This window comes from Amycolatopsis taiwanensis DSM 45107, assembly GCF_000519205.1.
GTDB classification, from domain to species: Bacteria; Actinomycetota; Actinomycetes; order Mycobacteriales; family Pseudonocardiaceae; genus Amycolatopsis_E; species Amycolatopsis_E taiwanensis.
The window spans coordinates 73627-99941 of record NZ_JAFB01000015.1; the positions used below are offsets into that span (position 1 = coordinate 73627).

Below are 26315 nucleotides of genomic sequence, written 5' to 3' on the forward strand. Positions count from 1 at the left end.
AGGCAGGAACCGGTGATGAGCGAGCGAAGCGCGCCACCGAAGGACACGGCCGGCCCCATCGCTGGTGACAGCCACGTGGACTGCGCCATGGACGCGGCCACCGAGGCGTTCGTGGCCTATCGCAACATGCTGTTCACCGTGGCCTACGAGATGCTCGGTTCGGCTACCGATGCCGAGGATGTCCTACAGGAGACCTGGCTGCGGTGGGTGGGCGTCGACCTCGACACGGTGCTGGACCGGCGCGCGTTCCTGGTCCGGATCACCGCCCGGCAGGCGCTCAAACGACTGCGGACGCTCGGCAGGCGCAAGGAGTCCTACGTCGGCCCATGGCTGCCCGAGCCGCTGCTGACCGCACCCGACGTGGCCGAGGATGTGGAGCTGGCCGACAGCGTGTCGATGGCGATGTTGCTGGTGCTGGAGACGCTCGCGCCGACCGAGCGGGCCGTGTTCGTGCTGCGCGAGGTCTTCGCTCTCGACTACGACGAAATCGCCCAAGCAGTCGACAAAACCCCCGCTGCCGTACGCCAGATCGCCCACCGGGCACGGGCACACGTCGCCGCGCGCAGACCGCGCGGCACCGGCTCCCCTGCCGAGCACCGGGCCGCACTCCAAGCCTTCCAAGCAGCGGTCGAAACTGGTGACCTGCAGGGCCTGCTCGACATCCTCGCGCCGGACGTCGTCGCCCTCAGCGACGGCGGAGGGGTCAAACATGCCCTGCTGCGGCCCGTCGTGGGCGTGGACAAGGTGGCTCGCTTGCTGGCCGTCGGCTGGTGGAAGCACGACGCGGAAAGGTCGGTCGAGCCGGTACAGGTCAACGGTGGCCCGGGGTTGCTCATCCGCGTCGACGGGGAGATCGACGGTGTGCTGGCGGTGCGCGTGGAAAATGGCTACGTCACCGGCGCCTACCACGTGCGCAACCCCGAGAAACTGTCGCGCGTGGAGCGGGAAATCGCCGTGAGCCGACGACTCCCTGGCCACTGAGGAGCATTCGAACGGAACCCAGCACGATCAGGTCCCCCGACTTGAACAGGGGAACGTCACGGTGTGAGTTCGGCCCGCCGGGGGCACCGTAAGAAGGTTCGTCAGGCCAGACCTGACGTGCACCGACGCGGCTCTCGCGCTCCATTCGTAGAACGCGAGAGCCGAATGGCTTACCGGTGCGCGCGGTTGATCGCGGAGACCACGGCCCGCAGAGACGCGGTGACGATGGACGGGTTGATGCCCACGCCCCAGTAGACCTTGTCGTCGATGGCGCATTCGATGTAGGACGCGGCCTGCGCGTCGTCGCCCGGGGTGAGCGTGTGCTCGCTGTAGTCCATCAGCCGCACGTCGAAGCCGATGCTCGACAGCGCGTCGAAGAACGCCGCGATCGGGCCGTTGCCGTTGCCGGCGATTTCGTGCTCCTCGCCGTCCAGCCGGACGACGGCGTTCAGCTTGTAGTCGCCGTTGGCGGTGACGTGCTGGCTGACCAGCTCCAGCGGGGTGCGCGGTTCGAGGTACTCGGCCGCGAACGCGTTCCACATGGTGGCCGGGGCCACCTCGCCACCATTGGTGTCGGTGTGCCGCTGGATCACCCGGGAGAACTCGATCTGCAGCCGTCGCGGCAGGTCGAGCCCGTGCTCGCTCTTCATGATGTAGGCGACGCCGCCCTTGCCGGACTGGGAGTTGACCCGGATGACGGCCTCGTAGGTGCGGCCGACGTCCTTGGGGTCGATCGGCAGGTACGGCACCTCCCAACCGAACTCGTTGACCGGGACACCGGCCTTCTCCGCCGCCTTGTTCAGCGCCTCGAAGCCCTTGTTGATCGCGTCCTGGTGGCTGCCGGAGAACGCGGTGAACACCAGGTCGCCGCCCCACGGCGAGCGCTCGGGCACCGGCAGCTGGTTGCAGTACTCGACGGTGCGCTTGATCTGGTCGATGTCGGAGAAGTCGATCTGTGGGTCGATGCCCTGGCTGAACATGTTCATGCCCAGCGCCACCAGGTCCACGTTCCCGGTGCGTTCGCCGTTGCCGAACAGGCAGCCCTCGATGCGGTCCGCGCCCGCCTGGTAGCCCAGTTCGGCGGCGGCGATCGCGGTGCCGCGGTCGTTGTGCGGGTGCAGCGACAGGATCACGCCGTCCCGGCGGTCCAGGTTGCGGCCCATCCACTCGATCGAATCGGCGTAAACGTTGGGCGTGGCCATTTCCACCGTCGACGGCAGGTTGATGATCACGGGCCGGGCCGGGGTCGGCTGCCAGATGTCGGTGACCGCGTTGCAGACCTCGGCCGCGTACGACAGTTCCGTGCCGGTGTAGGACTCGGGCGAGTACTGGAACCGGAAGTCGGTGTCCGAGTACTTCGACGCGTACTCCGCGACGAGTTCGGCGCCTTGCAGCGCGATCTTCTTGATACCTTCACGCTCTTCGCGGAAGACCACGCGGCGCTGGAGGATCGACGTGGAGTTGTAGATGTGGACGATCGCCCGCGGTGCGCCCTCCAGCGACTGGAAGGTGCGTTCGATCAGCTCGGGGCGGCACTGGGTCAGCACCTGGATCCGGACGTCGTCCGGGACGGCGTCCTCTTCGATGATCTCGCGGACGAAGTCGAAGTCGGCCTGGCTCGCCGCCGGGAACCCGACCTCGATCTCCTTGTAGCCCATGCTCACGAGCAGGTCGAAGAACTTGCGCTTGCGGGCGGGGGACATCGGGTCGATCAGGGCCTGGTTGCCGTCGCGCAGGTCGACCGCGCACCACAGCGGCGCGCGTTCGATGCGGCGGCCGGGCCAGGTGCGATCGGGCAGTTCGATGTTCTCGACCAGCCGGTACCACGGCTGATACCGGTGGAAGGGCATCGAGCTGCCGCGCTGCGGGTTCCACACCGGCTGATCGGCGGGTGCGGGACGGGATGGCTTGCGGATGGTGCTCATCAGGGAAATCTCTCCTGCCGAGTTGTCGCTTGGGCGACCGGCGGCGTCGCTGAGCCCCGCGACGGGGGGCCGGTCCGATCAGGCCCCGTCGCGGCAGCGAAGCAGGAGAGCACGTGCCACGAACCCACCTTAACCGGGCTGGGTCGGCGATGAAACGCGGGTCCGACATCCAACCGTTACCAGAACTGTTACCCACGGGTAGCACTGCGCTACGGTCACGTGTCAGACTCGCGATATGGCCGAGCATGCCAGAGGAAACGACGTCACGGACGGGACGCCGCGGGCAGGCAAGGGTGGCGAGGTGGACTGGCGCCGGGTGAAGAACCAGGCGTTCCGGTTGCTCGCCGACATCGTGCGCTGGGCGGGCCTGCTCCTGGCCGCCGTCCTGGTCCTCCATGTGATCTTCGTGGTCGGGTCGGCGAATCCGGCCAACGCCATCGTGTCCTGGGTGCGGGGCTGGGCCGATACGTTCGCGATCGGCTTCCAGGATCTCTTCGAGCCCGGCGATGCCAAGTTGCGCGTGCTGGTGAACTTCGGCATCGCCGCGCTGTTCTGGTTGATCGCCTCCGGCATCGTCGCCCGGATCATCCGGCGCATCGGCGGGGGCGCGCCCTGACCGTACGCCCGGCGATCGCGGGGGCATGTCCCACGATCATGCCGCGTCGCGGGGACTCGAGCTACTTTCCTCGAAGGAAAGAAGGCGGTATCTTTCCTCTCAGGAAAGTAGCTGGACGATCAAGGAGCCACCCATGCTTCCTCGTGACGCGCAGGCTTCACTGGACACCATTCAGCGCCTCCAGGGCCGCAGCGTCGACGAGTACGTCGATCACGGTTTCGCCCGTCCCTACGTGCTGCTGTCGGCGCTGGCCGTGTTCGTCGCGTTCGCCTCGTTCGACCTGCCCGGCCCATGGGACACCTTCGCCGTCGCGCTCGGGCTCGGCCTGATCGCGACGGTGTCGGCCATCTGGCAGCGACGGGCCCGTGTCCACCGGAAGCCCACCGGCTTGGAACTCCTGTACCACCTCGCCGCGGCGATCGTCTTCCTCGTGGCCTGCGTGGCGTTCCAGGTCGCCGCGGTGGTCTTCGCCTGGAAATTCGGCTTGCCCGCGCAGCACACGTTCGCCGCCGCCATGACCGCCCTGATGGTCGTGGCAACCGCCCGCCCGGCCCGGAAGGTGTTCAGGGCAGTCGCCCGTCACGCCGTCGCGGGATCGAAGAGCCGCTGATGGATCCCGACTTCGATGAGTTCCTGCACGTCCCGGCCCGGCTGTCGATCGTCGCGCTGCTGGCCCCGGCCGACCGGGTGGATTTCGGCTTCCTGCGAGACACGATCGAAACCAGCGACTCCGCGTTGTCGAAACACCTCTCCGCGCTGGCCGGCGCCGGGTACGTCTCATTGCGCAAAAGCCGGGACCAAGGAGTGCGGCGCACCCACGTGACCCTCACCCCGGAAGGCCGGCGGGCTTTCCAACGACACGCGGCCGCCCTCGAACGAATCGTGGCCAGCGCACACGTGCCCCAGCAACCCGAGCCGGCCGACGGTTCACACTGAACGGTTGGTCGGCTCGGCCTCACCTGGCCCGGCCCCCGGCAGCGTCACCAACCGGTGCGGCTCAGCGGGTCCGGTAGCGCGCGTAGATCAGTCCGCTGTCGAAGGCACGCTCCTCGACCAGTTCGAGATCGAGCCGCACGCCGTCGGGGAAGAACCGCTTGCCGCCGCCGACCACGCTCGTGGTGATGAACAGGTGGTACTCGTCCACCAGGCCCGCCGCGATCGCCTGGGCCGCGAGGTTCGGGCCGTCGACGGTGAGGTCGTGATCGGCCTCGGCCTTGAGCTTGCGCACCGCGTCCGGGTCGAAGGTCCGCTCGATCCTGGTCTTCGCGCTGGACACCGACTCAAGCGTCGTGGAGTACACGATCTTCTCCGCGGCCTGCCAGTCGCGGGCGTACTGCAGGATGTGCGGCGGCCGGTCGGGCAGGGTGTGCGCGGTCTCCCAGTAGACCATCGTCTCGTACATCCGTCGGCCGTAGAGGTACGTGCCGACGGGGCGGAAGAGGTCGTTGATGAAGGTATGCACCTCCGGGACTTCGGCCCCGGTACCGAGGTCGCCCTCCGCCGCCTCGGCGTAGCCGTCGAGCGAGGTGATCATCGAATAGATGAGCTTTGCCATGCGTCCCCTTCAGGTACGAGCGCAGTCTGCCAACGGTCCTGCGGACTATGACCTCCACACGACCCGAAACTCATCGATCGGCCGGCCGGACGGTTCCGGTCGGAGATCATCATCGCGGCCATCTTGTGGTGGCTGCGCACCGACTCAGAACGTCGGCTTGCCCCACGAGTCGCTGAAGGCGAAGTCGGCAAGCGCGATGCGACGGCGCGGGGAGCGTTCGCGGAGTACGTCCCGTTCTTCGCCGAGCACCTCCGGGTCGGCCTGCACGCCGACCGCGATCGCCACGCGGGGGACCGCCTCCGGCGGCACGGCGAAGTCCCGGCGGATCGCCTCCGGGTCGAAGCCCGCCATCTGGTGGGCGACCAGGCCCTCGTGGACCGCCTGGAGCACCAGGTTCTGCCCGGCCAGGCCCAGGCCGTACTCCGCGTACGGGATGTCGCCCTTTTCGTTGCGGGTGACCATGACCGCGATCAGCAGTGCGCCCGCCCGGTGCGCCCACGATCGGTTGCGCTCGGTCAGCGCGCCCAGGATTCGCTGGAATGTCGGGTCGCCGCGCCGCCCGACCAGGTAACGGGCGGGCTGGGTGTTGCCGAAGGAAGCCGCCCAGCGGGCCGCCTCCAGCAACGACCGCAACTGGTCCCAGCTCACTTCGCCGGTCTCGTCGAGCGCCCGCGGGCTCCACCGCTGCGCGATGAGCTCCGCCAACGGGGCGCTGCTCTCAGCTGGTTTCCGCATCACCCGGCATACTTCCACACGCTCGACCTCGAAGGGTGACCAAACGCGGGACGAGCACGCTTGGTCACTGAATAACACTGCGGGTATTGGAGTGGCTGGCGCCACAAATCGCGGTGGCACCCCATCGGCGCCCCGGTAGGCTGCATCGAAAGCGCACCTACTACCCGCGGAGTTCACGTGGCGCTCGTTGTCCAGAAGTACGGCGGCTCGTCGTTGGAGAGCGCTGACCGCATCAAGCGGGTGGCCGAGCGAATCGTCGCGACCAGAAAGGCCGGTAACGACGTGGTGGTGGTGTGCTCCGCGATGGGCGACACCACGGACGAACTGCTGGAGCTGGCCAAGGAGGTCAATCCGGTCCCGCCGGAGCGCGAGATGGACATGCTGCTCACCGCCGGTGAGCGGATCTCCAACGCGCTGGTGGCCATGGCGATCTCCGCGCACGGCGCCGAGGCCTGGTCGTTCACCGGTTCGCAGGCCGGCGTGGTGACCACGTCCGTGCACGGCAACGCGCGGATCATCGACGTGACGCCGAGCCGGGTCACCGAGGCGCTGGCGCAGGGCTACATCGCGCTCGTGGCCGGGTTCCAGGGAGTGTCACAGGACACAAAGGACATCACGACGCTCGGCCGCGGCGGTTCGGACACGACCGCGGTCGCGCTGGCCGCCGCGCTCGGCGCCGACGTGTGCGAAATCCTGTCCGATGTGGACGGTGTGTACACCGCCGACCCGCGCATCGTGCCCAACGCGCGCAAGCTGGACACCATCCCGTACGAGGAGATGCTCGAACTCGCGGCGAGCGGGTCGAAAATCCTGCACCTGCGTTCGGTCGAGTACGCGCGCCGTTACGGCGTTCCGATTCGTGTCCGCTCTTCCTACAGTGACATGGCCGGCACCACTGTGGCCGGTTCGATTGAGGAGATGCCCGTGGAGCAAGCGTTGATCACCGGTGTGGCGCACGACCGCTCCGAGGCCAAGGTCACCATCACCGGTGTGCCGGACCACGCCGGCGCGGCGGCCCGGATCTTCCGGGTGATCGCCGACGCCGAGATCGACATCGACATGGTGCTGCAGAACGTGTCCAACACCGCCGGGCGCACCGACATCACCTTCACCCTGTCCAAGGCGAACGGCCCGAAGGCGGTCGCGCAGCTGGAGAAGCTCAAGGAGGAGCTGGGCTTCGGCACGGTGCTCTACGACGACCAGGTCGGCAAGGTGTCGCTGGTCGGCGCGGGCATGCGGTCACACCCCGGGGTGACCGCGACCTTCTGCGAGGCGCTGGCGAGGGTGGGCGTGAACATCGAGATCATCAACACCTCGGAGATCCGGATCTCGGTGCTGATCAGGGACGTGCAGCTGGACGACGCGGTCCGCGCGATCCACGATGCTTTCGAACTTGGCGGTGACGAGGAAGCCGTCGTCTACGCGGGGAGTGGTCGTTGATGTCATTGCGAGTGGGAGTGGTCGGCGCGACCGGGCAGGTCGGCGCGGTGATGCGCAGGCTGCTGGCCGAACGGGACTTCCCGGCCGGCGAGATCCGGTTCTTCGCCTCGGCCCGGTCGGCCGGTTCGACGATTTCCTGGCAGGGCAAGGAAGTCGTGGTCGAGGACGCGACCACCGCCGATCCGTCCGGTTTGGACATCGCGTTGTTCTCCGCGGGTGGGGCCACCTCCCGGGCGCAGGCCCCGCGGTTCGCCGCGGCCGGGGCCACGGTGATCGACAACTCCTCCGCGTGGCGGATGGACCCCGAGGTTCCGCTGGTGGTCAGCGAGGTCAACCCGCAGGCGGTCAAGGAAGCACGGAAGGGGATCATCGCCAACCCCAACTGCACCACGATGGCCGCCATGCCGGTGCTCAAGCCGCTGCATGACGAGGCGGGGCTGGTGCGTCTGATCGCCAGCACCTACCAGGCGGTCTCGGGCAGCGGGCTGGCCGGCGTCGAGGAGCTCGCGGGCCAGGTCGGCGCGGTCGGCACGCGCGCCGCCGAGCTCACCCACGACGGTACGGCCGTGCCCTTCCCCGAGCCGGCCAAGTACGTGCGGCCGATCGCGTTCAACGTCCTCCCGATGGCAGGGTCCATTGTGGACGACGGCTCGTTCGAGACGGACGAGGAGCAGAAGCTGCGCAACGAAAGCCGCAAGATCCTCGACATCCCGGACCTGTTCGTGTCCGGCACGTGCGTGCGTGTTCCGGTGTTCTCCGGCCATTCGCTGTCGCTCAACGCCGAGTTCGCGCGGCCGCTGTCCATCGAGCGTGCCACCGAACTCCTGGCGAAGGCTCCGGGCGTCGAACTGTCCGACGTGCCGACGCCGCTGCAGGCGGCCGGTCGCGACCCGAGCTACGTCGGGCGAATCCGGGTGGACCCGGGTGTCGCGGACGGCCGCGGGCTGGCCATGTTCATTTCCAATGACAACCTGCGGAAGGGCGCGGCGCTCAACGCGGTTCAGATCGCCGAACTGATCGCGGAAAACCGCTGACTCCCGCCGAGGAATCCCGGAACTTTCCGGGAAACGCGGCGTAGGTGGCCGGTACGGTGACATGATGAAACTGGTACGTGCGCTCGGTATGGTGATCGGGCTGGGGGTTTTGCTGGCGGGTTGCGATGAGGTCGGCTCGGCGATGGACAAGGCGAGCGCGTGCAGCCAGGCCCTCGGCCTGGCCGACCTGAACCCGAACATCGACCCGTCGCAACTTCCGGAGGTGGCCGGGCAGAAAGCCGACGAGTTGCGGCAACTGGCGGAGAAGGTCGCGGATCAGGACCTGAAACAGAATCTGCTCTCGGTGGCCGATGCCTACGTTTCGCTGCAGAAGCGCAGTGTGGACAGGCTCTCCGATGTCAACGACTGGATCCAGCGCAATGCGGCCAACCTGGACAACCTCCGCGCCGTCTGCCTCTAATGTCCCGAATCTTGAATTCATTGCCAGGCAGACGGTTCCGGTCAGAATTGGACGTTAGTCATCGTGTACCACGTCGGAGCGAATGCCAGCAAGGCCAGTACGCCGAGGACAGCGAGCGACTTGAGTGCGCGTGACGTGGTGATGATCGCGGGCGCCATGGGCCTGAGCTTCCATCGTCCGATCGCGATGAACGCCGCGACGCCTCCAGTAAGAGATTCGCAGGCACCAATTCGTATTCGCCCCGCGTGATATGAAAACCAGCCGCGAGGATCACCGTCAGCGTCAAGCCGACGGTGGCGAGCGGCGTCAGCCCGGGGCAGACGCGGCGTCGGCGATCGTGAGGTATCACGCTGCCGCGGCAGATCGGCGGCCAGATCTGATCAGCGCTTGGCGGCGTCAGCCGTGGCTGGTTCCGCGGCTGTGGCGAGCGCCAAGCGGTGCAGCCCCAGCCCGAGGCCGGCGATCGCCAGCCCGCCCAGGCCGGAAGCGGCGAAACCCCAGGACGCGGCGGAATGGTCGATCACGAACCCCACCGCGGGGGTGCCGATCGCCAGGCCGATCCGGGTCGCGGAGTCGAGCAGGCCCATCGCCTCGCCGCGCGCGCCAGCCGGGACCAGCCTGCTGACCTCCTCCACGGTGGACGAAAGGGTCGGCGCGCAGGCGGCGTTCGTCGGCAGGAGGGCCAGCCCGAGTAACCACCAGGGGTGGTCGAACAGGCCGACCGGGATGACCAGCACGGTGAGCAGCGCCATCAGCACGGGCATGGGCAGCGACCGGCGCACCGCCCCGTGCACGGCCCCGCCCGCGGCGGAGGCCACGCACATCAGCACGATCACCAGCCCGGTCCAGGCCACCTCGCCGTTGGCGCGCAGCGCGGCGAGCGTGGCCACCTCCGTGCCCGCAAGGCAGAACAGCACGCCGATGGCGACGAGCAGGGTCGCGGCGAACCGGGTGGTGAGCCAGGCGCGGCGGGGTGGCCGTTCACCCGGGTCGTCCTCGGCCCGGATGGGCGGGTTTCGCAGGCACAGGATGGTCATCAGGAGCGCGAACGCGACGCCGAGGCCGGTGAGCGCGACCGCCGCGGAGAGCTGCGTCGAGACCGCGATGCCCACCGCTGGGCCGATCATGTACGACGCTTCGAGCCCGATCGAGTCCAGCGAGTAGGCCGCGCGACGGTGTTCCGGTGGGACCAGCGCGGCGATCACCTGCCGGGCGATCGAGGCGATGGGCGCCACCAGCATGCCGGCCGGAAGCGCGACCACGACCAGGACCGCGTAAGGCAGCCACGGGGTACTGACCCAGTACGCCGTGGTGACCAGGCCGGAAACGGTGAGGACCGGGCGCAGGCCGTGGCGGTCGATCATCCGGCCGATCACCGGCGCGCCGAGGGCGGTGCCGACCATCGTCGCGGTACCGACCAGGCCGGCCTCGCCGTAACCGCGCCCGAGTCCGGCGACCACGTACAGGGTGAGCGTGATCCCGAAGGCGGTAACCGGGATACGCGCCAGGAACATCAGGACAAGCGTTCCCGGTACGCCGGGCACCCCCAGGACTCTTCGATATGCCCGCACACTTCGAGCTTCGCATGTTCCCGCAACTGCTTTTCCACCGACAGTGTTTCAAGGGGCGCACGATCGGTACTTTGGGCGGAAACACGGACTTTGAGACGTACTCCAGCGGCCCCAAGAGGGGAAAGTGTTGTGTGGACAACACTTTCCACCCACGGTGCGCTCGTTCAGGACGGCCGGGACAGCCCCGTTCGTAACGCTCCCGCGGCCTCGGCCATGGCCTCGCGGAACCGGGTGCCGACGCCGAAGAGGTTGACGTAGCCGTGGATGAGGTCCGGCTGGCGGCTCAGCGCCACCGGCACCCCGGCCGCACGGAGCTTCTCCGCGTAGGCCTCACCCTCGTCACGGAGTGGATCGAATCCGGCGGTGGCGAGGTAGGCCGGTGGCAGGCCGGAGAAGTCCTTGGCCAGCAACGGAGACAGGCGAGTGTCCGTGCGGTCCACGCCGGTCGGCGCGTAATGGTCCAGGTACCACGTCATGTCGGCGTCGGTGAGGAAGAACCCGTCGCCGAACAACTCGCGCGACCGGCGTCGGGTGGTCGCGTCCACGCCCGGATACAGCAGCAACTGGAAGGCGGGTGCCGGACCGCCGCGACGCGTGGTCACCTGCGCGGCGACGGCGGCCAGGTTGCCGCCGGCGCTGTCCCCGCCGACCGCGATCCGGTCCGGGTCGGCGCCGAGGTCGTCCGCCTTGGCGTACGCGTAGTCGAAGGCCGTCACGGCATCTTCGGCGGCGGCCGGGAACGGGTTTTCCGGCGCCAGCCGGTATTCCACCGACAGCACCCGAACCCCGGCGCGCTGGGCGAAGTAGCGTGCCGCGTTGTCGTGACTCTCGCGAGTGCACAGCACCCAGCCACCGCCGTGGAAGAACACCAGCAGCCCGGAGGGCCGGGGCAGACCATCCGGCGTGTACAGCGTCGCGGGCAGATGGTCGTTGATGGTGAGTTCGCGGGTGTTCACCGGCTCGATTCGGTTGCCGGTGGCGGCGTGCTGGGACCTCGCCAGCCGGGCTCTGGCCTGGACCGGGTCGCCGCCGGCCACCCGCACGCGGCCCAGCGCCTGGAGCCGGAGCAGCAACTGCGCGTCGAGCGCGAGTTCCTGGCCGTCCAGGCGGATCGGCCGGCCCGCGATGAGCCTTCGCACCCCGCGGGGCAACGAGTAGATCAGCTGGAGCGCGGCCGCCTCGGCACGGCGTCGGGCTGAAATCGGCATGTACGGAGATTACTTGTCGGTACAACCCGGTGCCAGTACGTGATCAACGCCGCAGTCAGAGCATGCTGGCTCTCTACCTAACTGGAGGGGTTAGCCTCAAGGGCGTGACATCGAATCCGGCGATCAACGTGCTGGGCCTTGGCGGTTCCCTGCGTGCGGGCTCCCAGTCGGAACGCGCACTGCGCATCGCGCTCAAGGGCGCCGAAGAAGCGGGCGCCCGCACGCGTGCGATCACCGGCAGCGAGCTGGTGCTGCCGTTCTACGACTCCGCCATCGACGACCGGCCGCCCGAGGCCCTGCGCCTGGTCGAGGCGCTGCGGGTGGCCGACGGGGTGATCATCGTCTCCCCCGGCTATCACGGCGCACTGTCCGGGTTGATCAAGAACGCGCTCGACTACGTCGAAGACCTGCGCCCGGATGCGCGGCCCTACCTGCACGGGCGGCCGGTCGGGCTGGTCGCGGTCGCCTATGGCTGGCAGGCCGCGGTCACCACCCTGGAACAGCTGCGCACCATCACCCACGCGTTGCGCGGCTGGCCGACGCCGCTGGGCGGCTCCGTCAACAGCGCCGAGGTCAAGTTCGACGAGTCCGGCGGCGCGTCCGACGAGAAGATCGTGAACACCCTGCGCCTGATCGGCCGGCAGGTCGTGGAATTCGCCCGCGACCGCTGATGGACCGGTGACGGTGGCGGCATAACTTCCGGCGTAGCGGGGTACCCGTTTCACGGTCATCTGGGGCAAAGTCCATGGAGAGGAATTCCGACGATGGCGAAGTCTCCGATCAGCAGCCCGCTCGCCGAAAGCGACAAGACAGTCACCGGTAACGTCCTGCAGGCGACCCTGGCCGATCTCATCGACCTCTCGCTGATCGCCAAGCAGGCGCACTGGAACGTGGTGGGCAAGAACTTCCGCAGCGCACACCTTCAGCTCGACGAACTGGTCACCGCCGCGCGCAAGTACGTTGACGAGGTCGCCGAACGCGCCAGCGCGATCGGTGTATCGCCGAACGGCAAGGCCAAGACCGTCGTGGACAGTTCGGGCATGCCCGAGTACCCGGACAACTGGCAGAGCGTCGAGGCGACCATCGACGCGATCGTGAAAACCCTCGGCACGATCATCCAGCGGCTCCGCAAGCGGATCGACGAGACCGACAAGAGTGACCTGGTCACCCAGGACCTGTTGATCGAGATGACGGAGGAACTGGAGAAGGAACACTGGATGTGGCAGGCCCAGCAGGCCTGACCCGGGTCAGACGAAGGCCACCTCGCCGCGCCGGGGTGGCCTTCGTAACCTCCACAGGAATAAGGTCCGGGGCCATGGTGCTGCATGCGGGCAAGGGCAAGGACGCCACGCGACGGGGCGGCAGCAACCCGATGCTGGCCGGCACCGATCCGGCGTATGCCGCCAACCTGACCTTGCCCCACAACCACCTGGGCGACGATCCGCTGCCCCCGGACACCGTGCTGCAACTCGTCCGCGATGAGCTGTTGCTCGACGGCAATGCGCGGCTCAACCTCGCCACGTTCGTCACCACGTGGATGGAGCCGCAGGCGCACGAGCTGATGGCCGAGTGCGTGGCCAAGAACATGATCGACAAGGACGAGTACCCGCAGACCGCGGAGCTGGAGCGGCGCTGCGTGAACATCCTGGCCGACCTCTGGCACGCGCCCGATCCGGCAGCGGTCATCGGCTGCTCCACGACGGGTTCGTCCGAGGCTTGCATGCTGGCCGGGATGGCCCTCAAACGCCGGTGGTCGAAGCTCGGCCGCCCGGGCCGGCCGAACCTGGTGATGGGCGCCAACGTCCAGGTGTGCTGGGAGAAGTTCTGCGAGTACTGGGAGGTCGAGCCACGGCTGGTGCCGATGGAGGGCGACCGCTTCCACCTCACCGCGGACGAGGCCGTCGCCCACTGCGACGAGAACACCATCGGTGTGGTCGCGATCCTCGGCTCCACCTTCGACGGCAGCTACGAGCCGGTGGCCGAGATCGCCGCGGCACTGGACGCGCTGCAGGACCGCACCGGCCTCGATATCCCGATCCACGTGGACGGCGCGTCCGGGGCGATGATCGCGCCGTTCCTGGACCCCGACCTGGAGTGGGACTTCCGGCTGCCGCGCGTCGCCTCGATCAACACCTCGGGCCACAAGTACGGCCTGGTGTATCCCGGCGTCGGCTGGGTGCTGTGGCGGGACCGGGCCGCGCTTCCCTCAGAGCTGGTGTTCAACGTCAACTACCTCGGCGGGAACATGCCCACGTTCGCGTTGAACTTCTCCCGCCCGGGCGCGGAGGTCGCCGCGCAGTACTACACGTTCGTGCGGCTGGGCCGCGAAGGTTTCCGGGCGGTGCAGCAGGCCTGCCGCGATGTGGCGACCAGCCTGGCCGAGCGCATCGCGAGCCTTGGCCCGTTCCGGTTGCTCACCGCTGGAGACCAACTGCCGGTCTTCGCGTTCACCACGAAGCCGGAGATCACCGCCTTCGACGTGTTCTGTGTTTCGCGGCGGCTGCGGGAACGCGGCTGGCTCGTGCCCGCCTACACGTTCCCGGAGAACCGGACGGACCTGGCGGTGCTGCGCATCGTGTGCCGCAACGGTTTCACCCACGACCTGGCCGATCTGCTGATCCAGGATCTCACCCGACTGTTGCCCGAGTTGGAGCAGCAGAGTGGTCCGTTGGCCAAGCCGGAGACCAGCACCGCCTTCCACCACTAGCCCTGCATCGCGCCGGGAAGATCACCCGGCGACGACTCCGGCCGGCGGGAACGTCACCGTCAGCTACTAGCTCGGGTTCATGTCCATGAACTGGTAGTCGGAGCGGATACGGCCGTTCTCATCCCGGATGATGTGTTCGGTTCCCACGGCCGCGACGGTGCCGCCAGCGGCCGGGACCATGTGCCAGACGATCCGTACCGCGTCGTGGTTCTCGTGATAGTCGTGCACCGTGAAGCGGAAACCCTTTGCGACGAAGTCGTGGTAGGCCTCTCGAATCGCGCCGTCGATCTCCTCGTGCCCACGGAACTGTTGGCTCACGTTCGCGTAGTGACCATCGCTGGCCCACAGTTCGGCGACCGCCGTGCGACGGGTCTCGGCGTCCTTCTCGTTCCACACGCGAGCGAAGCGGTCCACGAACTCGGAAGTTTTCATGGTGGTCCTACCTTTCCAGCACGATTGACATTGACACTCCGGCGGTGCCGCGCGAACGGGCCGGGCGGCCCTGTCCGGAATGTCCATGCTGGCAAGCCAACGCGGTGCAGTCGATTACCTCGCAAGTAATCCTGTCCGACGCCTGGTCGCGAGTCCCCCACTCCCGTAGCGTGAGTCCCCCACTCCCGTAGCGTGAGTTCCACGTTCCGGTAGACGGGAATGTGGAACTCGGACGTCGGGAACGGGGGACTCGCGTGACCGGAAGGTGGGACTCGCGTCAGCGCAGACCCACCGCGCGCATGGCGAACCACACCTCGGCCGCAGTCTGCCTGATCGTTTCCTCGATCACGAGCGAGCCGTGACCCGCGTCGTAGCGGTAGAACTGGTACGGCGCACCACGGCGAGCCAGGCGGTCGAGGTAGTTCTCGATCTGCCGGATCGGGCAGCGCGGGTCGTTGTCACCGGCCAGCACGAGCACCGGCGCCTTCACCGCGTCGACGTAGGTGATGGGCGAACATTCGCGGTACACCGCGGGCTTGGCTTCCGGGTCGCCGCCGAACAGCGCCCGGTCGAACGCCCGTAGCTGTTCCATCTCGTCCTCGTACGCGGCGACGTAGTCCGCCACGGGCACGCTGGCCACGCCCGCCGTCCAGAGTCCGGGTTGGGTGCCCAGCGCGAGCAGGGTGAGGTAGCCGCCCCAGGATCCTCCGGCGACCACGCACCGCTCCGCGTCGGACAGTCCACTTCGGACGGCCCAGTCGTGTACCGCGGCCACGTCCGCCAGCTCGGTGAGCCCCGGCCTGCCTTCGATCGCGTCCCGCCAGGCGGAGCCGTAGCCCGTCGAACCGCGGTAGTTCACCTCGACCACCGCGAAACCGGCGTCCAGCCACGCCGCCCGGTAGGCGGAGAAGCGGTCTTCGTCGGCCGAGTGAGGACCGCCGTGCAGCGTGAACACGGTCGGGAGCGGCCCATCCGGCGCGCCGGACGGGCGCGAGACGAGCGCGTGGACGCGGCCACCGGGGCCTTCGACGAACGCGTCGCTCACCGGCGCCGAACCGGGCGCGGGCTCGCCCGGCGGGGTCAGCAGCACGCGGTCGGCGCCCTCCGGCGTGCGCGCCCGGATCACCGTGGGCTCGGCCGCGCTGGACCAAGAGTATTCGACCGTGCCGTCGTCGCGCACGCCCGCGCCGCCGATCCGCCCGGGTGGCGTGTCCAAAGAGGACAACTTGGCGGTCGCGAGGTGGTAGGAGTACAGGGAACTGCGGCCCTCGTGGAAATGCACGACGAGCAGCGCGTCGGCTTCTGGGTACCAGCCGGCGGTGACCTCGCCGGGCAGGTCGAGGCTCAGTTCGGTCTCACCGTCACCCTCGACGTCCCAGATCAGCAACTCCTCGCGGCCACGCCGTTCGTGCAACATGAGCAGGCGGGTGTCGCCGGCGACCGGTGAGAACCCCAGCGGGGTCAGGCCCTTGCCCGGGCCGTCCCACTTCTCGGCCACGGTCGCGAACCCGTCCGCGGCGAGCACGCGTACCGCGGGATGGCGCGAGTCACCGTGCTCGGAGTGTGAGATCGCCAGCAGGCGCTCGTCCCGGGACAGCGCGGCCACGCTCGCGTCGTCCTTGCTCGCGTAGAAGCGGGCGGTCTCTCCGTCGCGGTGGACGAACAGCTCACTGCCGTCATCGGTGGACACGCCGACCGCGACCAGCCGGTGCCCGATCTCGAGACCGGCCGGGTAGCCGTCGTGCACGTCCGGCACGGCCCGCTCCGGGGCGCCGCCCCCGGCGAACGGTTCACGTACCCAGGAGCCGAACTCGTCACCGTCGGTGTCATCGAACCACCAGATCCACGCGCCGTCGCGCGAGGTGGTTGCGGACAGGGTGCCGTTGGGCCGGTCGGTGACCTGCCGGTGTTCTCCGGTGGCGCGGTTCCAGGAGTAAACCTCCCAGACGCCGCTGGCGTTCGACACGTAGATGTTGGCGTCAGGGGCGTCGACGGCCCAGTCCGGCGGCGACATGCGCGGCGCTCGGAAGCGTGCGCGCCAGCGTGCCTCGGCCTCGGCGTCATCGAAGATCCGGTCAGGTATCACAGCGGGCGGATGCTGGGTAGTCACCCCTCGATCCTGCCAGGTGTAACCCGTACGGTGGACCCGTGTTGGAGGGATACGCGGCGGGTTACGCCGATGACGCGCTGTCGATGATGTCGGCGCGCACGGCGAGTGACCGGGCGGCCTTCGTGCTGCGCCTGCTGCGGCCCGGGTTACGCGTCCTCGACGTCGGCTGCGGCCCCGGCACGATCACTTCTGGTTTCACCCCGCTCGTCGGTGACTCCGGCCGGGTGCTCGGCGTCGATCCGTATTTCGCCCAGTTCCCCGGCGAGTCCACTGTGGATTTCGTGGCCGGTTCGGTGTACGCCTTGCCCGTTCCCGCGGACAGTTTCGACGTGGTTTTCGCGCACGCCCTGTTCGAACATCTGGCGCGCCCCGCCGAGGCACTGGCGGAGCTTCGCCGGGTACTCAGACCCGGTGGCCGCCTCGCCTTGTCCACTTCGGACTGGAGTCGCGCCCGGTTGCGGCCGAGGACGGCCAATGTCGACGCGGCTCTGCGTGGCCATTACCTGCTCCGCCGTCGCGCGGGCGGGGATCCGTTCGCCGGCCGGAAGGTGGCTGATCTGGTGAGCCGGGCGGGGTTCCGGGACGTGAACACGCACGCGCGTTTTCGGCCCGACATGCCCTACCGGGCGTTGGCCAGATATATCGAAACTCGCCTGGACGAGGCGCTCACCGCTTCCACCACGGACCGCGACCAACTCGCCAGCGCCGCCCGCTCCGCCTGGTCATGGTCCCACTCCGGCGACGGCGACTTCACCCAATGCTGGATAGAACTAACCGCCACCAAATAACCGACAGGCACAACTACGCCCAACTCTCAGCGACAAAGGCCTCGCCCCGCGAGACGCACCTCGCGGCCCCCGCCCGCTCACCACCCGCCGCCACCCAACCATTATCGCGGCTGCTTTCCACCCAGCCACGCACTAAATGGATCTCGCCAACGCTCATCTCGCGGCTCCGCCGCTTACTTCACGCGCGGCACTCGCCGTAAGCCCCAGCTACCTCGCGGGGGGTCCAGGGGGCTCGCCCCCTGGCGGGGGTCTGGGGGTTCGACCCCCAGTGTAATAACGCGGCAGACCCCCGCCTGCGCTTTCCGCAGGCAGGGGTCTGCCGTCTGACGCGTCGGGGTGGCGGGATTTGAACCCACGACCTCCTCGACCCGAACGAGGCACGCTACCAAGCTGCGCCACACCCCGAGGTACTGCTTAGCGGGTCGAGGGAGAGTCTAGCGGACGTCGCTGGGTGCCTTCCTCCGGGTTTCGGTTTCGGCCTCGCGGGTGGGGGTGGGGCGTGGGACGAGGGTGAGCAGGCTGGCCTCGGGTGGGCAGGCGAAACGTGCTGGTGCGTAGGGTGAGGTGCCCAGTCCGGCCGAGACGTGCAGCCACATGTGCGCGCCCCAGCGGGAGGCGCCGCGGGCGCGGGAGCGATCAAGCTCACAGTTGGTGACGAGGGCGCCGATGCCGGGGATGCGGAGCTGGCCGCCGTGGGTGTGCCCGGCCATGACGAGGTCGTAGCCGTCGGCGGCGAACGGGTCGAGTACGCGGGGCTCGGGTGAGTGGGTGACGCCGAGCCGGAGCACCGCGTCGGGGTCGGCCTGTCCGGCGATCTCGGGGTAGCGGTCGCGGCGGAGGTGCGGGTCGTCGAGTCCGGCGGCGAAGATGGTCTGGCCCGCGACGTCGATGGTGCGCCGCACGTGGGTGAGGTCGACCCAGCCGCGCTCGAGGAACGCCGCGCGCAGGTCACGCCAGGGCAGTTTCCGGCCGTGGATGCGCTTCTTCTTGCCGCGGGGCATCAGGTAGCGGGCCGGGTTCTTCGGCTTGGGCGCGTAGTAGTCGTTGCTGCCGAAGATGAACACGCCCGGCCGGTCCAGCAGCGGGCCGAAGGCGCGGAGCACGTAGGGCACCGCTTGCTGGTGCGCGAGGTTGTCACCGGTGTTGACGACGAGGTCGGGTTCGAGTTCGTTCAGCGCGCTGACCCAGCGTTGCTTGGACTCGTGCCCGGGCAGCATGTGCAGGTCGGACACGTGCAACACCCGGATCGGCCGGGCGCCGGGCGCGAGCACGGGCAGTTCGGCGGTGCGCAGCGTCCAGAGCCGTCTCTCGATGCCCACCGCGTAGCCGAGTGCGCCCGCACCGAGTGCCAGGGTTCCCGTGATGAGACGAGTCGCCGTCTTCGCTGGGTGCTTGTTACCGACTGTGCTCACGTCTCCAGAATAGGTGATTGCCCGAGCGCTGACGGTGTTTGTCCCGCATGTCAAGCGCGGCTTCGAGCCCGCGCAGGATCGCCAGCGCGCTTCCCGGGCCGAGGACGACGGCCCATACCTCCCATCGCAGTGGCACCAGTGCGATCAGGAAGCCGGTGGCGACGACCTGTGCTACAAGCAGGAATAGACGCAGTACCAGCGGTCGCCAGGGGATGAGTGGCAGTCCGATCGTGACCACCATGATCGGCAGCAGGATGAACAAGACGACACCCACGCTCGTCAACCCCCTGACCAGTCACCGCCCAAGGACGCCGGTCACGACCATGTTAGCCGCTAGTCTAGGTGAGCGCTCGGCGGCGGCAAACAAGGAAGCCCTCCGTTGTGCGAATTTGAAAGGGACCGCCAAGCTTGCGTCCTTTACGCTGTTCGGCCGATTGTCGCCGGCTGTGCCCATGTGGTTGGCGTAAGAATCAAACCTGGGTGGTCCAGGGGGAGTTGAACAACCACATTGAAGTCAATATCAGCTAACTACGCACCGGACCGATTTACGGTTTTGTCTGGTCACGGTGACCCGCAGGGAGGCTTTCAGGCCGACGTAGCCGGCCTGCCGCGCCACCAGCCTTGCCAGGCGACGCAGCAGGGGATTCCGATCGTCAGCACGGTCACAATCGGCTCGTAAGCCGCCGGAAATCTCCGGCGGCTTACGAGCCGAAACGGCGCTCAGCGGTTCAATGCTCGTAGGCCGGGTCGGACGGAGGCAGCGGCAGGGCCGGCTGGTTGCCGAGGATGGGGACCATCGCACCGAACCAGGTTCGTGCGGGTGTCTTGCCGCCGAACATGTTCCCGTCGCCCGTACCCTGCACCGCGCTGACATTGCCCACCCCGCCGTCGATCAGCCCGCCGATCGGGAAGTCCGGGCGGAAGATCATGGCGGCACCGGCCAGTTGCGGCACGGCCGCCACGAACGCGGACGAGCCGCTGACGTCGGTGGTCCCGGTCTTGCCGATCGCCGGGCGGTTCCATCCGACCGCGGCGGCCGCTGCGTGCGCGGTGCCTTCGGTGATGTCCTTGCTCATCCCGACGGCCAGGGTGTTGGCGAGTCCTTCGGGCACCACCTGCTCGCACGCATCCTCATGGATGGGTGAGACGGCTTGGCCCTCTCGGTCCGTGATCGAGCTGAGCGGCGTCGGCGGGCACCAGACGCCGCCGCTCATGATGGTCGCCGCCACGTTCGCCAGTTCGAGGCCGCTCGTCGGGCTGACGCCCAGCGTGAACGAACCGAACCCGCTCTTCTGGGGGCCTTCCGGTCCGTAGTACTTCTGCTGCGGCATCTTGTAAGCCAGCGACTGGCCGTCGGGGTCGACAGCACCACCGTTGGCCGCGTTCGACATCATCGTGTTCCGCATGCCGAGCCGGTAGGCCATGTCCAGCACCGCACCGATTCCGGCCTGTTCTTCCAAGATCACGAAACCGGTGTTGGGTGAGGTCGCCAACGCCTGTTGCAGGCTCATCGTGGACCCATAATTGCCTTCACCGTAATTTGACATGCAGTAGGCATATGTGGCTTGCGCGACTTGCGGGCAACCCGGCTTGCCGCCGAGAAACACCCTTGAGCTGTAACTCTGCGGTGTTTGGATGGTGCTGTAAATGCCGACCTTGTGTTGTTCCATCGCGGCGGCCGTGGTGAAGATCTTGTAGCTCGACCCGGCACCGGTCACATTGGACACGTCCGACGGCAGCGCGTAGGTGGTCTGGCCCTTGGTCGCGTCCGTGCCGTAGTCACGGTTGGCCGCCAGGGCGACCACCTCGTGACGGTCCTTTCCTGGCCGTACCAAGGAAAGCGTGTTGGCCACGTTCTTCTGGGTCTTTTTCACCTGTGTCTCGGCGGAGACCTTCGCCAGGTGGTTGGCGTTCTGGTCCATCGTGGTGCGGATGGTGTAGCCGCCGCTGTAGAGGTCTTGCTTCGTCATCCCGTGCGTCAGCAGGTAATCCTGGACGTACTGGCAGAAGAAGCCGTTCTCCGGGCCCGCGCCGGTGCAGTTCGAGGCCGGTTTGGACGGTCCATCCGGGACCACGCCGAGCGGTTCCGCCTTGAGCCGTTGCCCGTCCTCCGGGGCCAGCTTGTTGTTGTCCACCATCCGGTCGAGCACCAGGTTGCGGCGCTGCATGGCCCGCTCCGGGTTGTTCCACGGGTCGTAGACGGGCGGGTTGTTGACCATCCCGGCGAGCAGCGCCGCCTGGGTGACGGTGAGCTTGTCGGGCGTGGTGTTGAAGTACGCCCGCGCGGCCGCGCCGATTCCGTAGATCTTGCGCGAGAACTCGACGACGTTGAGGTAGCTGGTGAGAATCTGGTCCTTCGACATCTTCGTCTCGAGCTGGATCGCGATCCGCGCTTCCTTGAGCTTGCGGGCGAGCGACTGCTCCTGCGCCTTGCGTTGTCCCGCTTCGTCGTTGCGGTAGATGACGTTGATCAAGTAGTTCTTGACGTATTGCTGGGTCAATGTGGACGCACCCTGGGTGTCGGCGCCGGTGCTGTTGCTGAGCGCGGCGCGCAGCGTCCCCGCCCAGTCGACGCCGTGGTGGTCCAGAAAACGCCTGTCCTCCACCGAGATCAGCGCCCATTTCATGGCATCGTTGATCTCGCTGGTCGCGGTCGGGATGCGGTACTGGTCGTACAGCGTGGCGATCGGATTGCCCGCCGAATCGGTGATCGTGGTCAGTAACGGCGGCGGCACGTTCGCCAGCTCCGCCGACATCGAGTCGACGGTCTCGCTGGCCTTGTTGGAGGCGACCCCCAGACCACCGGCGAGCGGGAACAGCAGTCCCGCCACCAGGATCCCCGCGAGCAGACACAGGCCGAATAGCTTGAAGAACGCATCCGTCTTCCACACAACAGCCAGGGTAGCCGCATCGGACATCAACACCCGGACCTGTACGTCATTTACCACTGTGTCATTCAAAACGCGCGATCGACGAACGCGTCTACGGACCGTGACCTGGGAACGCACATCCGGCCGACCAGGCTGGCGGCCCGCGGCCGCGTTCGCGAAGCCTTCGGCGGCGCGTCTTCCACCCGCCGATGCACGAACACGGACTTTTGAATGACTTACCACGTCAGGCGGGGGTGGCGCGAGGTCTTCCGGTAACAAATTGTGGCTACCATCTTGGCGAGGGGAACCAGATGGGCCTAAGGTCCGTCAACGTCTCACGTACGAGGGGCACGTGAGCCGAGTCGAGGGAGCTGGGGGCATGCACTCCAACCAACAACAAAGCTGGCGTATTGACGCGTTGTGCCGGGACACCGATCCGGATGAACTCTTCGTGCGCGGAGCGGAGCAGAACCGGGCCAAGATGGTGTGCATGGGCTGCCCGGTACGGACCGAGTGCCTGGCCGAGGCCCTGGACAACCGCATCGACTTCGGCATCTGGGGTGGGATGACCGAGCGTGAGCGGCGCGCCTTGCTCCGCCGCCGTCCGGAGGTGGGGTCCTGGTCCGACCTGCTCGAATCCGCCAAGCGCGACTACGCTGCGATTTCCTAGTAAGTCAGGAGGGGGTATGGGGCTTGCCCTCGGACGGGGATGTGAGGGCGGAGCCCCCGCTAAGCGCCGGCCTGAGGAGTAGGAAGGGGTACCGGGCCGGCCGCCAGTCGTTCGCCGATCTCCCGGAGTCCGGCGATGTCGTGCACGTCGCCGGGAAGCGCGGGCACGCCGGCGATCGGCACGTCCGGATGCGCCCGGGTGAACCTGGCCAGCAGCCGTCCTTCCCGTTCCGCCAGTGCGACGCGGTCCGCGTGCAGGCGCAGGACCGCGGTGGCCAGCGGCGCGGTGGTCTCGACCTTCTCCGCCGCGGACAGGGCCGCGGTGGCCGACAGCTCGGCGAGCACCGGATGGGTTCGGTTGACCACCAGACCGGACAGCGGCATCGACTCCACGGACAACCGTTCGACGAAGAAACTGGCCTCCCGCAGGGCATCCGGTTCGGGCGCGGCCACGACCAGGAACGCGGTGCCGTCCGAGCGCAGCAGCTGGGCGGTCTTGCGCGCCCGCTCGCGGAAGCCGCCGAACATGCTGTCGAAGGCCTGCATGAACGCCGACGCGTCGGTGAGCAACTGCCCGCCGATGATCGTCGACACCGCCTTGGCGAAGATCGAAAACCCGGTGGTGACCACCTTCCGGATGCCCCAGCCCCCGGCCTTCGCCGGGCCGGTGAGCAACCGGATCATGCGCCCGTCGAGCGCGCTGGACAGCCGTGAGGGCGCGTCGAGGAAGTCCAGCGCCGAGCGGCTCGGCGGGGTGTCGACGACGATGAGGTCCCATTCGTCGGTGGCGGCGAGCTGCCCCAGCTTCTCCATCGCCATGTACTCCTGCGTGCCGGAGAACGACGTGGAAATGGTCTGGTAGAAGGGATTGGCGAGCAGTTGCTCGGCGCGCTCCGGCCCGGCGTGCGTGCGCACCATGTCGTCGAAGGTGCGTCGCATGTCGAGCATCATCGCCCACAGCTCGCCCTTGGGTTCGAACCCCGCGACCTGCACCTGCCGGGGATGGTTGCCCAGCTCTCGCAGGCCCAGCGCCTGCGCCAGGCGCCGGGCCGGGTCGATGGTGAGCACGACGGTCTGCCGGCCGCGCTCGGCCGCGCGCAGGGCGAGCGCGGCCGCGGTCGTGGTCTTGCCGACGCCGCCCGAACCGCAGCAGATGATCACCCGGGACTTCGGGTCGTCGATCAGGGCGTCGATGTCGATTTCCCGCTGGCTCACTGCCAAGCTCCTTCGCGGTTGCGACCGGGCGCGCGGGCCATCACCGCACCCCCTGGTCTACCAGGGCTTCGGCGAGGTCGTACAGGGCGGCCACGTCGACCCCGCCGGTGAGATCGGGTAGTTCCAGCGTAGGCAGGTCGGCCTCGGCCAGCTGGTCGCGGGCGCGCTGCTCGGCGGCGAGTGAGATCGCGTGCTCGACGGTTTCCTCGGCCAGCGCGTCGATCGTGTGCTCGGGCAGTTCGAGCCCGGCGGAAGCGAGCCCGGCGCGTACCCGGCCGGCGTCGACCCGGCCGTCCGCCGCGGGGCTGATCGAGCGCGCGGGCAGCCGGGGCGGGCGCACCCGGTTGACCAGCACCGCGCCCGGCCGCAGGTCCGCCCCATCCAGTTCGGCGACGGCCTCGACCGTCTCGCGCACCGGCATCTCCTCCAGCAGCGTCACCAGGTGCACCGCGGTCTCGCCGGAGTGCAGCAGCCGCACCACGCCCTCCGCCTGGCTGCGGATCGGTCCCGTCTTGGCCAGATCGGTCAGCGCCTTGGTGACGTCGAGGAACTTGACCACCCGCCCGGTCGGTGGCGCGTCGACGACCACGGCGTCATAGGTGTGCCGGCCGTCGGCGTCCGTCCGCCCGACACATTCCTTGATCTTCCCGGTGAGCAGCACGTCACGCAGGCCCGGCGCGAGCGTCGTGGCGAACTCGATCGCGCCCATCCGCCGCAACGTGCGCCCGGCGAACCCCAGGTTGTAGAACATGTCGAAGTATTCGAGCAGCGCGGCCTCCACGTCGATGTGCAAGGCGCGCAGCTCGCCGCCGCCCGGCGCGGACGCGATCCGCTGCTCGGCGTAGGGCAGGGGCTCGGTGTCGAACAGTTGAGCGAAGCCCTGTCGCCCTTCGACCTCGATGAGCAGCACCCGGCGTCCCCGGTTGGCCAGCGCGAGGCCGAGGGCCGCGGCAAGGGTCGTCTTGCCGGTGCCGCCCTTCCCGGTCACGAAGTGGAGCCGAGCGCGGGCGAGTTCGTCGGTCCAACCTGCCAGGGGTGTGGTCACTAGCGAAGCGTAGCCAGCCGGGAGGTCCGCCGGGGGCCGCGGGGAGACGCAAACCACGGTCTCGCCGCTTGGCGATCTTGTTGTGCCGCCCCGTCACCGTCGCGTCTATAAAGTATCCATAAAGGACAAACGGTCGAGATCGGTGCACCCGGAGGGTTGGCGACGGCGGCGGGCAGGTTGATCACGCTCCGCTACCTGGCTCGGGTCGTTCGGCACCTACTTGATCCCCTCGTTACGCTCAGCCCATGAGCGCCACCAAGTGGGAGTACGCCACTGTTCCGCTGTTGATTCACGCGACCAAGCAGATCCTGGACCAGTGGGGCGAGGACGGCTGGGAGCTGGTCACCGTGCTGCCGAGCCCGACCGGCGAACAGCACGTCGCGTACCTCAAGCGGGTGAAGGGGTGAGCAGTCTCGTGCCAAGCCGCGGCAATAACGGTGACCAGCACGCGCACCCCGCGTGCCTCCTCGCGGAGGGACTGGCGTGAGCTGGTCTTCCCGGCTGGCCGAACTCGGGATCACCCTGCCCGCCGTCGCGGCGCCGGTCGCCGCGTACGTGCCGGCCGTGCGTACCGGATCCCTCGTCTACACCTCCGGCCAGCTGCCCTTCATCGAGGGGGAACTCGCCGCGACCGGCAAGGTTGGGGCCGAGGTCAGTCCGGAGGAGGCCAAGCGGCACGCCCGCACGTGCGCGCTCAACGCCCTCGCCGCGGTGCACGCCCTGGTCGGCGTCGACTCGGTGGTCCGCGTGGTCAAGCTGGTCGGGTTCGTGGCGTCGGCGGAGGGGTTCACCGGGCAGCCGGCCGTGGTCAACGGCGCGTCCGAGGCGCTGGGCGAGATCTTCGGGGCGGCGGGCGCGCACGCGCGGTCGGCCGTCGGGGTCGCTGAGCTTCCGTTGGGGGCACCTGTCGAGATCGAACTGATCGTGGAGGTGGAGTGATGGATCCGGACATCGAGGCGGCTTGTCACGAACTGCTGTTGCGTCTGGCCGGCCGGATGCCGGACCAGTTGCTCTGGCGATTCCGGGACTGGCTGGGCGAAGGCGCGATGACCACCCTCGCGCGCATCCTTCCGCGCACTTTGCTAAAGCACAACATTGACCTTGATCAACCCGAGTATCGCCTGCTGGTCGCCGGGCTGGTTCCGCACGGCGCGGATTGGCACCAGGTCAGTTCGACGCTCGGGGTAGACGACATCGGCGAGAACCGGTACACATTCACCGAGAGTGCGCCCGATCGGGTGAACTCTGTCGATCCAGTGTCCGCGCTGGTTCACGCCACGTTACGTGGCCGGCCGGATGTGGGCGAGGTACGGGAAAGCTGGCGGCACGGTGAAGGGGAACCGAAGCGGGTGTTGCTGATCACCGCACTGGCCGGCCTGCCGAGGTTGACCGGCGAGCTGCAGCGGGTCCTGCGCGTGCTGGGGGACGAGGAGCCCAGCGTGGAGGTCATGCCGCCGCGGTTCGAGCCGCCAACCTATCACCAGGCCGCGCTGGCCAGTTCCGGTCTGGTCTGCACCGGCGCGGCTGAGGGCGGTCACCGGCTCGCCGCATAGCGGCTCGCCCGGCAAGAGCCGTTGGAGG

The 26315-nt window shown here is 68.2% G+C and carries 27 protein-coding genes and 1 tRNA gene; 15 read left to right on the forward strand and 13 right to left on the reverse strand.

Translation table 11 applies throughout. The annotated features are described in order from the left end of the window. The first annotated feature begins 87 nt into the window (after window positions 1–87). Window positions 88–981 carry an RNA polymerase sigma-70 factor gene (locus A3CU_RS0113795; RefSeq protein WP_052371730.1) on the forward strand — a complete coding sequence of 298 codons (894 nt, stop codon included), beginning with the start codon at window positions 88–90 and terminating at the stop codon, window positions 979–981. 170 nt (window positions 982–1151) lie between these two features. Here A3CU_RS0113795 and leuA read toward each other — a convergent pair whose 3' ends face one another. After that, on the reverse strand, window positions 1152–2906 hold the full coding sequence (gene leuA / locus A3CU_RS0113800; protein WP_027942787.1) for a 2-isopropylmalate synthase: 1755 nt from the start codon (window positions 2904–2906) through the stop codon (window positions 1152–1154). 235 nt (window positions 2907–3141) lie between these two features. Here leuA and A3CU_RS0113805 point away from each other — a divergent pair, with 235 nt between their 5' ends. The 3 genes from A3CU_RS0113805 (at window position 3142) to A3CU_RS0113815 (ending at window position 4458) form a co-directional block, all read left to right on the forward strand. Then, window positions 3142–3522 (forward strand): hypothetical protein, encoded by a 381-nt coding sequence (locus A3CU_RS0113805; protein WP_027942788.1) that lies wholly within the window; start codon window positions 3142–3144, stop codon window positions 3520–3522. Window positions 3523–3655: 133 nt separating this feature from the next. Beyond that, window positions 3656–4132: a hypothetical protein gene (locus A3CU_RS49785; protein WP_052371709.1), complete on the forward strand. Its 477-nt coding sequence runs from the start codon at window positions 3656–3658 to the stop codon at window positions 4130–4132. Then, entirely contained in the window at window positions 4132–4458 is a 327-nt protein-coding gene (locus A3CU_RS0113815) for a winged helix-turn-helix domain-containing protein (protein WP_027942789.1), read from the forward strand. The genes A3CU_RS49785 and A3CU_RS0113815 overlap by 1 nt, the downstream gene beginning before the upstream one ends. Window positions 4459–4519: 61 nt before the next feature. Here A3CU_RS0113815 and A3CU_RS0113820 read toward each other — a convergent pair whose 3' ends face one another. Together A3CU_RS0113820 and A3CU_RS0113825 are read right to left on the reverse strand one after the other, a co-directional pair. Continuing rightward, window positions 4520–5077, reverse strand: coding sequence for a dihydrofolate reductase family protein (locus A3CU_RS0113820; protein ID WP_027942790.1), 558 nt, complete (start codon window positions 5075–5077; stop codon window positions 4520–4522). A gap of 144 nt (window positions 5078–5221) precedes the next feature. Next, window positions 5222–5812 (reverse strand): nitroreductase family protein, encoded by a 591-nt coding sequence (locus A3CU_RS0113825; RefSeq protein WP_027942791.1) that lies wholly within the window; start codon window positions 5810–5812, stop codon window positions 5222–5224. A gap of 177 nt (window positions 5813–5989) precedes the next feature. Between A3CU_RS0113825 and A3CU_RS0113830 the strand changes: the two genes are divergently transcribed. The 3 genes from A3CU_RS0113830 (at window position 5990) to A3CU_RS0113840 (ending at window position 8707) form a co-directional block, all read left to right on the forward strand. Next, a complete protein-coding gene (locus tag A3CU_RS0113830) occupies window positions 5990–7252 on the forward strand; it encodes an aspartate kinase (RefSeq protein WP_027942792.1) in 1263 nt (420 codons plus the stop codon). After that, entirely contained in the window at window positions 7252–8286 is a 1035-nt protein-coding gene (locus A3CU_RS0113835; RefSeq protein WP_043841096.1) for an aspartate-semialdehyde dehydrogenase, read from the forward strand. Before A3CU_RS0113830 ends, A3CU_RS0113835 begins: the two co-directional genes overlap by 1 nt. Window positions 8287–8350: 64 nt before the next feature. After that, entirely contained in the window at window positions 8351–8707 is a 357-nt protein-coding gene (locus A3CU_RS0113840; RefSeq protein WP_043841143.1) for a hypothetical protein, read from the forward strand. A gap of 380 nt (window positions 8708–9087) precedes the next feature. Here A3CU_RS0113840 and A3CU_RS0113850 read toward each other — a convergent pair whose 3' ends face one another. Next, window positions 9088–10221, reverse strand: coding sequence for an MFS transporter (locus A3CU_RS0113850; RefSeq protein WP_027942795.1), 1134 nt, complete (start codon window positions 10219–10221; stop codon window positions 9088–9090). A gap of 221 nt (window positions 10222–10442) precedes the next feature. Then, window positions 10443–11486 carry an alpha/beta hydrolase gene (locus A3CU_RS0113855; RefSeq protein WP_027942796.1) on the reverse strand — a complete coding sequence of 348 codons (1044 nt, stop codon included), beginning with the start codon at window positions 11484–11486 and terminating at the stop codon, window positions 10443–10445. Window positions 11487–11590: 104 nt separating this feature from the next. On the opposite strand from A3CU_RS0113855, the gene A3CU_RS0113860 reads away from it, so the two are divergent. The 3 genes from A3CU_RS0113860 to gad all read left to right on the forward strand — a co-directional run bounded on the left by A3CU_RS0113860 (window position 11591) and on the right by gad (window position 14193). After that, window positions 11591–12157: an NADPH-dependent FMN reductase gene (locus A3CU_RS0113860; protein ID WP_027942797.1), complete on the forward strand. Its 567-nt coding sequence runs from the start codon at window positions 11591–11593 to the stop codon at window positions 12155–12157. A 93-nt stretch (window positions 12158–12250) separates the two neighbouring features. Next, a complete protein-coding gene (locus A3CU_RS0113865; protein ID WP_027942798.1) occupies window positions 12251–12727 on the forward strand; it encodes a Dps family protein in 477 nt (158 codons plus the stop codon). 74 nt (window positions 12728–12801) lie between these two features. Continuing rightward, window positions 12802–14193 carry a glutamate decarboxylase gene (gad, locus tag A3CU_RS0113870; RefSeq protein WP_027942799.1) on the forward strand — a complete coding sequence of 464 codons (1392 nt, stop codon included), beginning with the start codon at window positions 12802–12804 and terminating at the stop codon, window positions 14191–14193. A gap of 66 nt (window positions 14194–14259) precedes the next feature. Here gad and A3CU_RS0113875 read toward each other — a convergent pair whose 3' ends face one another. Beyond that, window positions 14260–14625: a nuclear transport factor 2 family protein gene (locus A3CU_RS0113875; protein ID WP_027942800.1), complete on the reverse strand. Its 366-nt coding sequence runs from the start codon at window positions 14623–14625 to the stop codon at window positions 14260–14262. A 277-nt stretch (window positions 14626–14902) separates the two neighbouring features. Then, a complete protein-coding gene (locus tag A3CU_RS0113880; protein ID WP_027942801.1) occupies window positions 14903–16735 on the reverse strand; it encodes a S9 family peptidase in 1833 nt (610 codons plus the stop codon). Between the two features lie 38 nt (window positions 16736–16773). On the opposite strand from A3CU_RS0113880, the gene A3CU_RS0113885 reads away from it, so the two are divergent. Continuing rightward, window positions 16774–17523, forward strand: a complete 750-nt coding sequence (locus A3CU_RS0113885; protein WP_027942802.1) for a methyltransferase domain-containing protein — start codon at window positions 16774–16776, stop codon at window positions 17521–17523. Between the two features lie 331 nt (window positions 17524–17854). On the opposite strand, the gene A3CU_RS0113890 is transcribed toward A3CU_RS0113885, so the two are convergent. The 4 genes from A3CU_RS0113890 to A3CU_RS0113905 form a co-directional block, all read right to left on the reverse strand. Further along, window positions 17855–17928 (reverse strand) — tRNA-Pro (locus A3CU_RS0113890). Between the two features lie 29 nt (window positions 17929–17957). After that, window positions 17958–18935, reverse strand: coding sequence for a metallophosphoesterase (locus tag A3CU_RS0113895; protein WP_052371710.1), 978 nt, complete (start codon window positions 18933–18935; stop codon window positions 17958–17960). Then, on the reverse strand, window positions 18919–19209 hold the full coding sequence (locus tag A3CU_RS0113900) for a hypothetical protein (protein ID WP_027942804.1): 291 nt from the start codon (window positions 19207–19209) through the stop codon (window positions 18919–18921). Before A3CU_RS0113900 ends, A3CU_RS0113895 begins: the two co-directional genes overlap by 17 nt. Before the next feature lie 454 nt (window positions 19210–19663). Next, window positions 19664–21826 (reverse strand): transglycosylase domain-containing protein, encoded by a 2163-nt coding sequence (locus A3CU_RS0113905; RefSeq protein ID WP_027942805.1) that lies wholly within the window; start codon window positions 21824–21826, stop codon window positions 19664–19666. 358 nt (window positions 21827–22184) lie between these two features. Between A3CU_RS0113905 and A3CU_RS0113910 the strand changes: the two genes are divergently transcribed. Next, window positions 22185–22475 (forward strand): WhiB family transcriptional regulator, encoded by a 291-nt coding sequence (locus A3CU_RS0113910; protein ID WP_027942806.1) that lies wholly within the window; start codon window positions 22185–22187, stop codon window positions 22473–22475. Window positions 22476–22534: 59 nt separating this feature from the next. Here the strand turns inward: A3CU_RS0113910 and bagB are convergent, their stop codons facing one another. Beyond that, window positions 22535–23689, reverse strand: coding sequence for an ATPase BagB (bagB, locus tag A3CU_RS44740; protein ID WP_052371711.1), 1155 nt, complete (start codon window positions 23687–23689; stop codon window positions 22535–22537). Between the two features lie 40 nt (window positions 23690–23729). Continuing rightward, window positions 23730–24734: an ATPase BagA gene (gene bagA, locus A3CU_RS0113920; RefSeq protein WP_027942807.1), complete on the reverse strand. Its 1005-nt coding sequence runs from the start codon at window positions 24732–24734 to the stop codon at window positions 23730–23732. 245 nt (window positions 24735–24979) lie between these two features. Between bagA and sp36 the strand changes: the two genes are divergently transcribed. The 3 genes from sp36 (at window position 24980) to A3CU_RS0113935 (ending at window position 26287) form a co-directional block, all read left to right on the forward strand. Next, window positions 24980–25141: a Sp36 family protein gene (sp36, locus tag A3CU_RS52405; protein WP_156960366.1), complete on the forward strand. Its 162-nt coding sequence runs from the start codon at window positions 24980–24982 to the stop codon at window positions 25139–25141. A 76-nt stretch (window positions 25142–25217) separates the two neighbouring features. Next, window positions 25218–25673, forward strand: coding sequence for a RidA family protein (locus A3CU_RS0113930; RefSeq protein WP_027942808.1), 456 nt, complete (start codon window positions 25218–25220; stop codon window positions 25671–25673). Continuing rightward, the gene (locus tag A3CU_RS0113935) at window positions 25673–26287 is read left to right on the forward strand and encodes a hypothetical protein (protein ID WP_027942809.1); all 615 of its coding nucleotides are present in this window, start codon (window positions 25673–25675) and stop codon (window positions 26285–26287) included. Before A3CU_RS0113930 ends, A3CU_RS0113935 begins: the two co-directional genes overlap by 1 nt. The last annotated feature ends 28 nt before the right edge of the window (window positions 26288–26315 follow it).

Excerpts from the sequence above, each read along its gene's own strand:
- A3CU_RS0113815 (WP_027942789.1), top strand. The coding sequence starts at position 4,132 with ATGGATCCCGACTTCGATGAGTTCCTGCACGTCCCGGCCCGGCTGTCG.
- A3CU_RS0113910 (WP_027942806.1), top strand. The coding sequence starts at position 22,185 with ATGCACTCCAACCAACAACAAAGCTGGCGTATTGACGCGTTGTGCCGG.
- A3CU_RS0113840 (WP_043841143.1), top strand. The coding sequence starts at position 8,351 with ATGAAACTGGTACGTGCGCTCGGTATGGTGATCGGGCTGGGGGTTTTG.
- sp36 (WP_156960366.1), top strand. The coding sequence starts at position 24,980 with ATGAGCGCCACCAAGTGGGAGTACGCCACTGTTCCGCTGTTGATTCAC.
- A3CU_RS0113820 (WP_027942790.1), bottom strand. The coding sequence starts at position 5,077 with ATGGCAAAGCTCATCTATTCGATGATCACCTCGCTCGACGGCTACGCC.
- A3CU_RS0113935 (WP_027942809.1), top strand. The coding sequence starts at position 25,673 with ATGGATCCGGACATCGAGGCGGCTTGTCACGAACTGCTGTTGCGTCTG.
- A3CU_RS0113795 (WP_052371730.1), top strand. The coding sequence starts at position 88 with ATGGACGCGGCCACCGAGGCGTTCGTGGCCTATCGCAACATGCTGTTC.
- gad (WP_027942799.1), top strand. The coding sequence starts at position 12,802 with ATGGTGCTGCATGCGGGCAAGGGCAAGGACGCCACGCGACGGGGCGGC.
- A3CU_RS0113805 (WP_027942788.1), top strand. The coding sequence starts at position 3,142 with ATGGCCGAGCATGCCAGAGGAAACGACGTCACGGACGGGACGCCGCGG.
- A3CU_RS0113865 (WP_027942798.1), top strand. The coding sequence starts at position 12,251 with ATGGCGAAGTCTCCGATCAGCAGCCCGCTCGCCGAAAGCGACAAGACA.
- A3CU_RS0113850 (WP_027942795.1), bottom strand. The coding sequence starts at position 10,221 with ATGTTCCTGGCGCGTATCCCGGTTACCGCCTTCGGGATCACGCTCACC.
- A3CU_RS0113825 (WP_027942791.1), bottom strand. The coding sequence starts at position 5,812 with ATGCGGAAACCAGCTGAGAGCAGCGCCCCGTTGGCGGAGCTCATCGCG.
- A3CU_RS0113835 (WP_043841096.1), top strand. The coding sequence starts at position 7,252 with ATGTCATTGCGAGTGGGAGTGGTCGGCGCGACCGGGCAGGTCGGCGCG.
- A3CU_RS0113875 (WP_027942800.1), bottom strand. The coding sequence starts at position 14,625 with ATGAAAACTTCCGAGTTCGTGGACCGCTTCGCTCGCGTGTGGAACGAG.
- leuA (WP_027942787.1), bottom strand. The coding sequence starts at position 2,906 with ATGAGCACCATCCGCAAGCCATCCCGTCCCGCACCCGCCGATCAGCCG.
- A3CU_RS0113855 (WP_027942796.1), bottom strand. The coding sequence starts at position 11,486 with ATGCCGATTTCAGCCCGACGCCGTGCCGAGGCGGCCGCGCTCCAGCTG.
- A3CU_RS49785 (WP_052371709.1), top strand. The coding sequence starts at position 3,656 with ATGCTTCCTCGTGACGCGCAGGCTTCACTGGACACCATTCAGCGCCTC.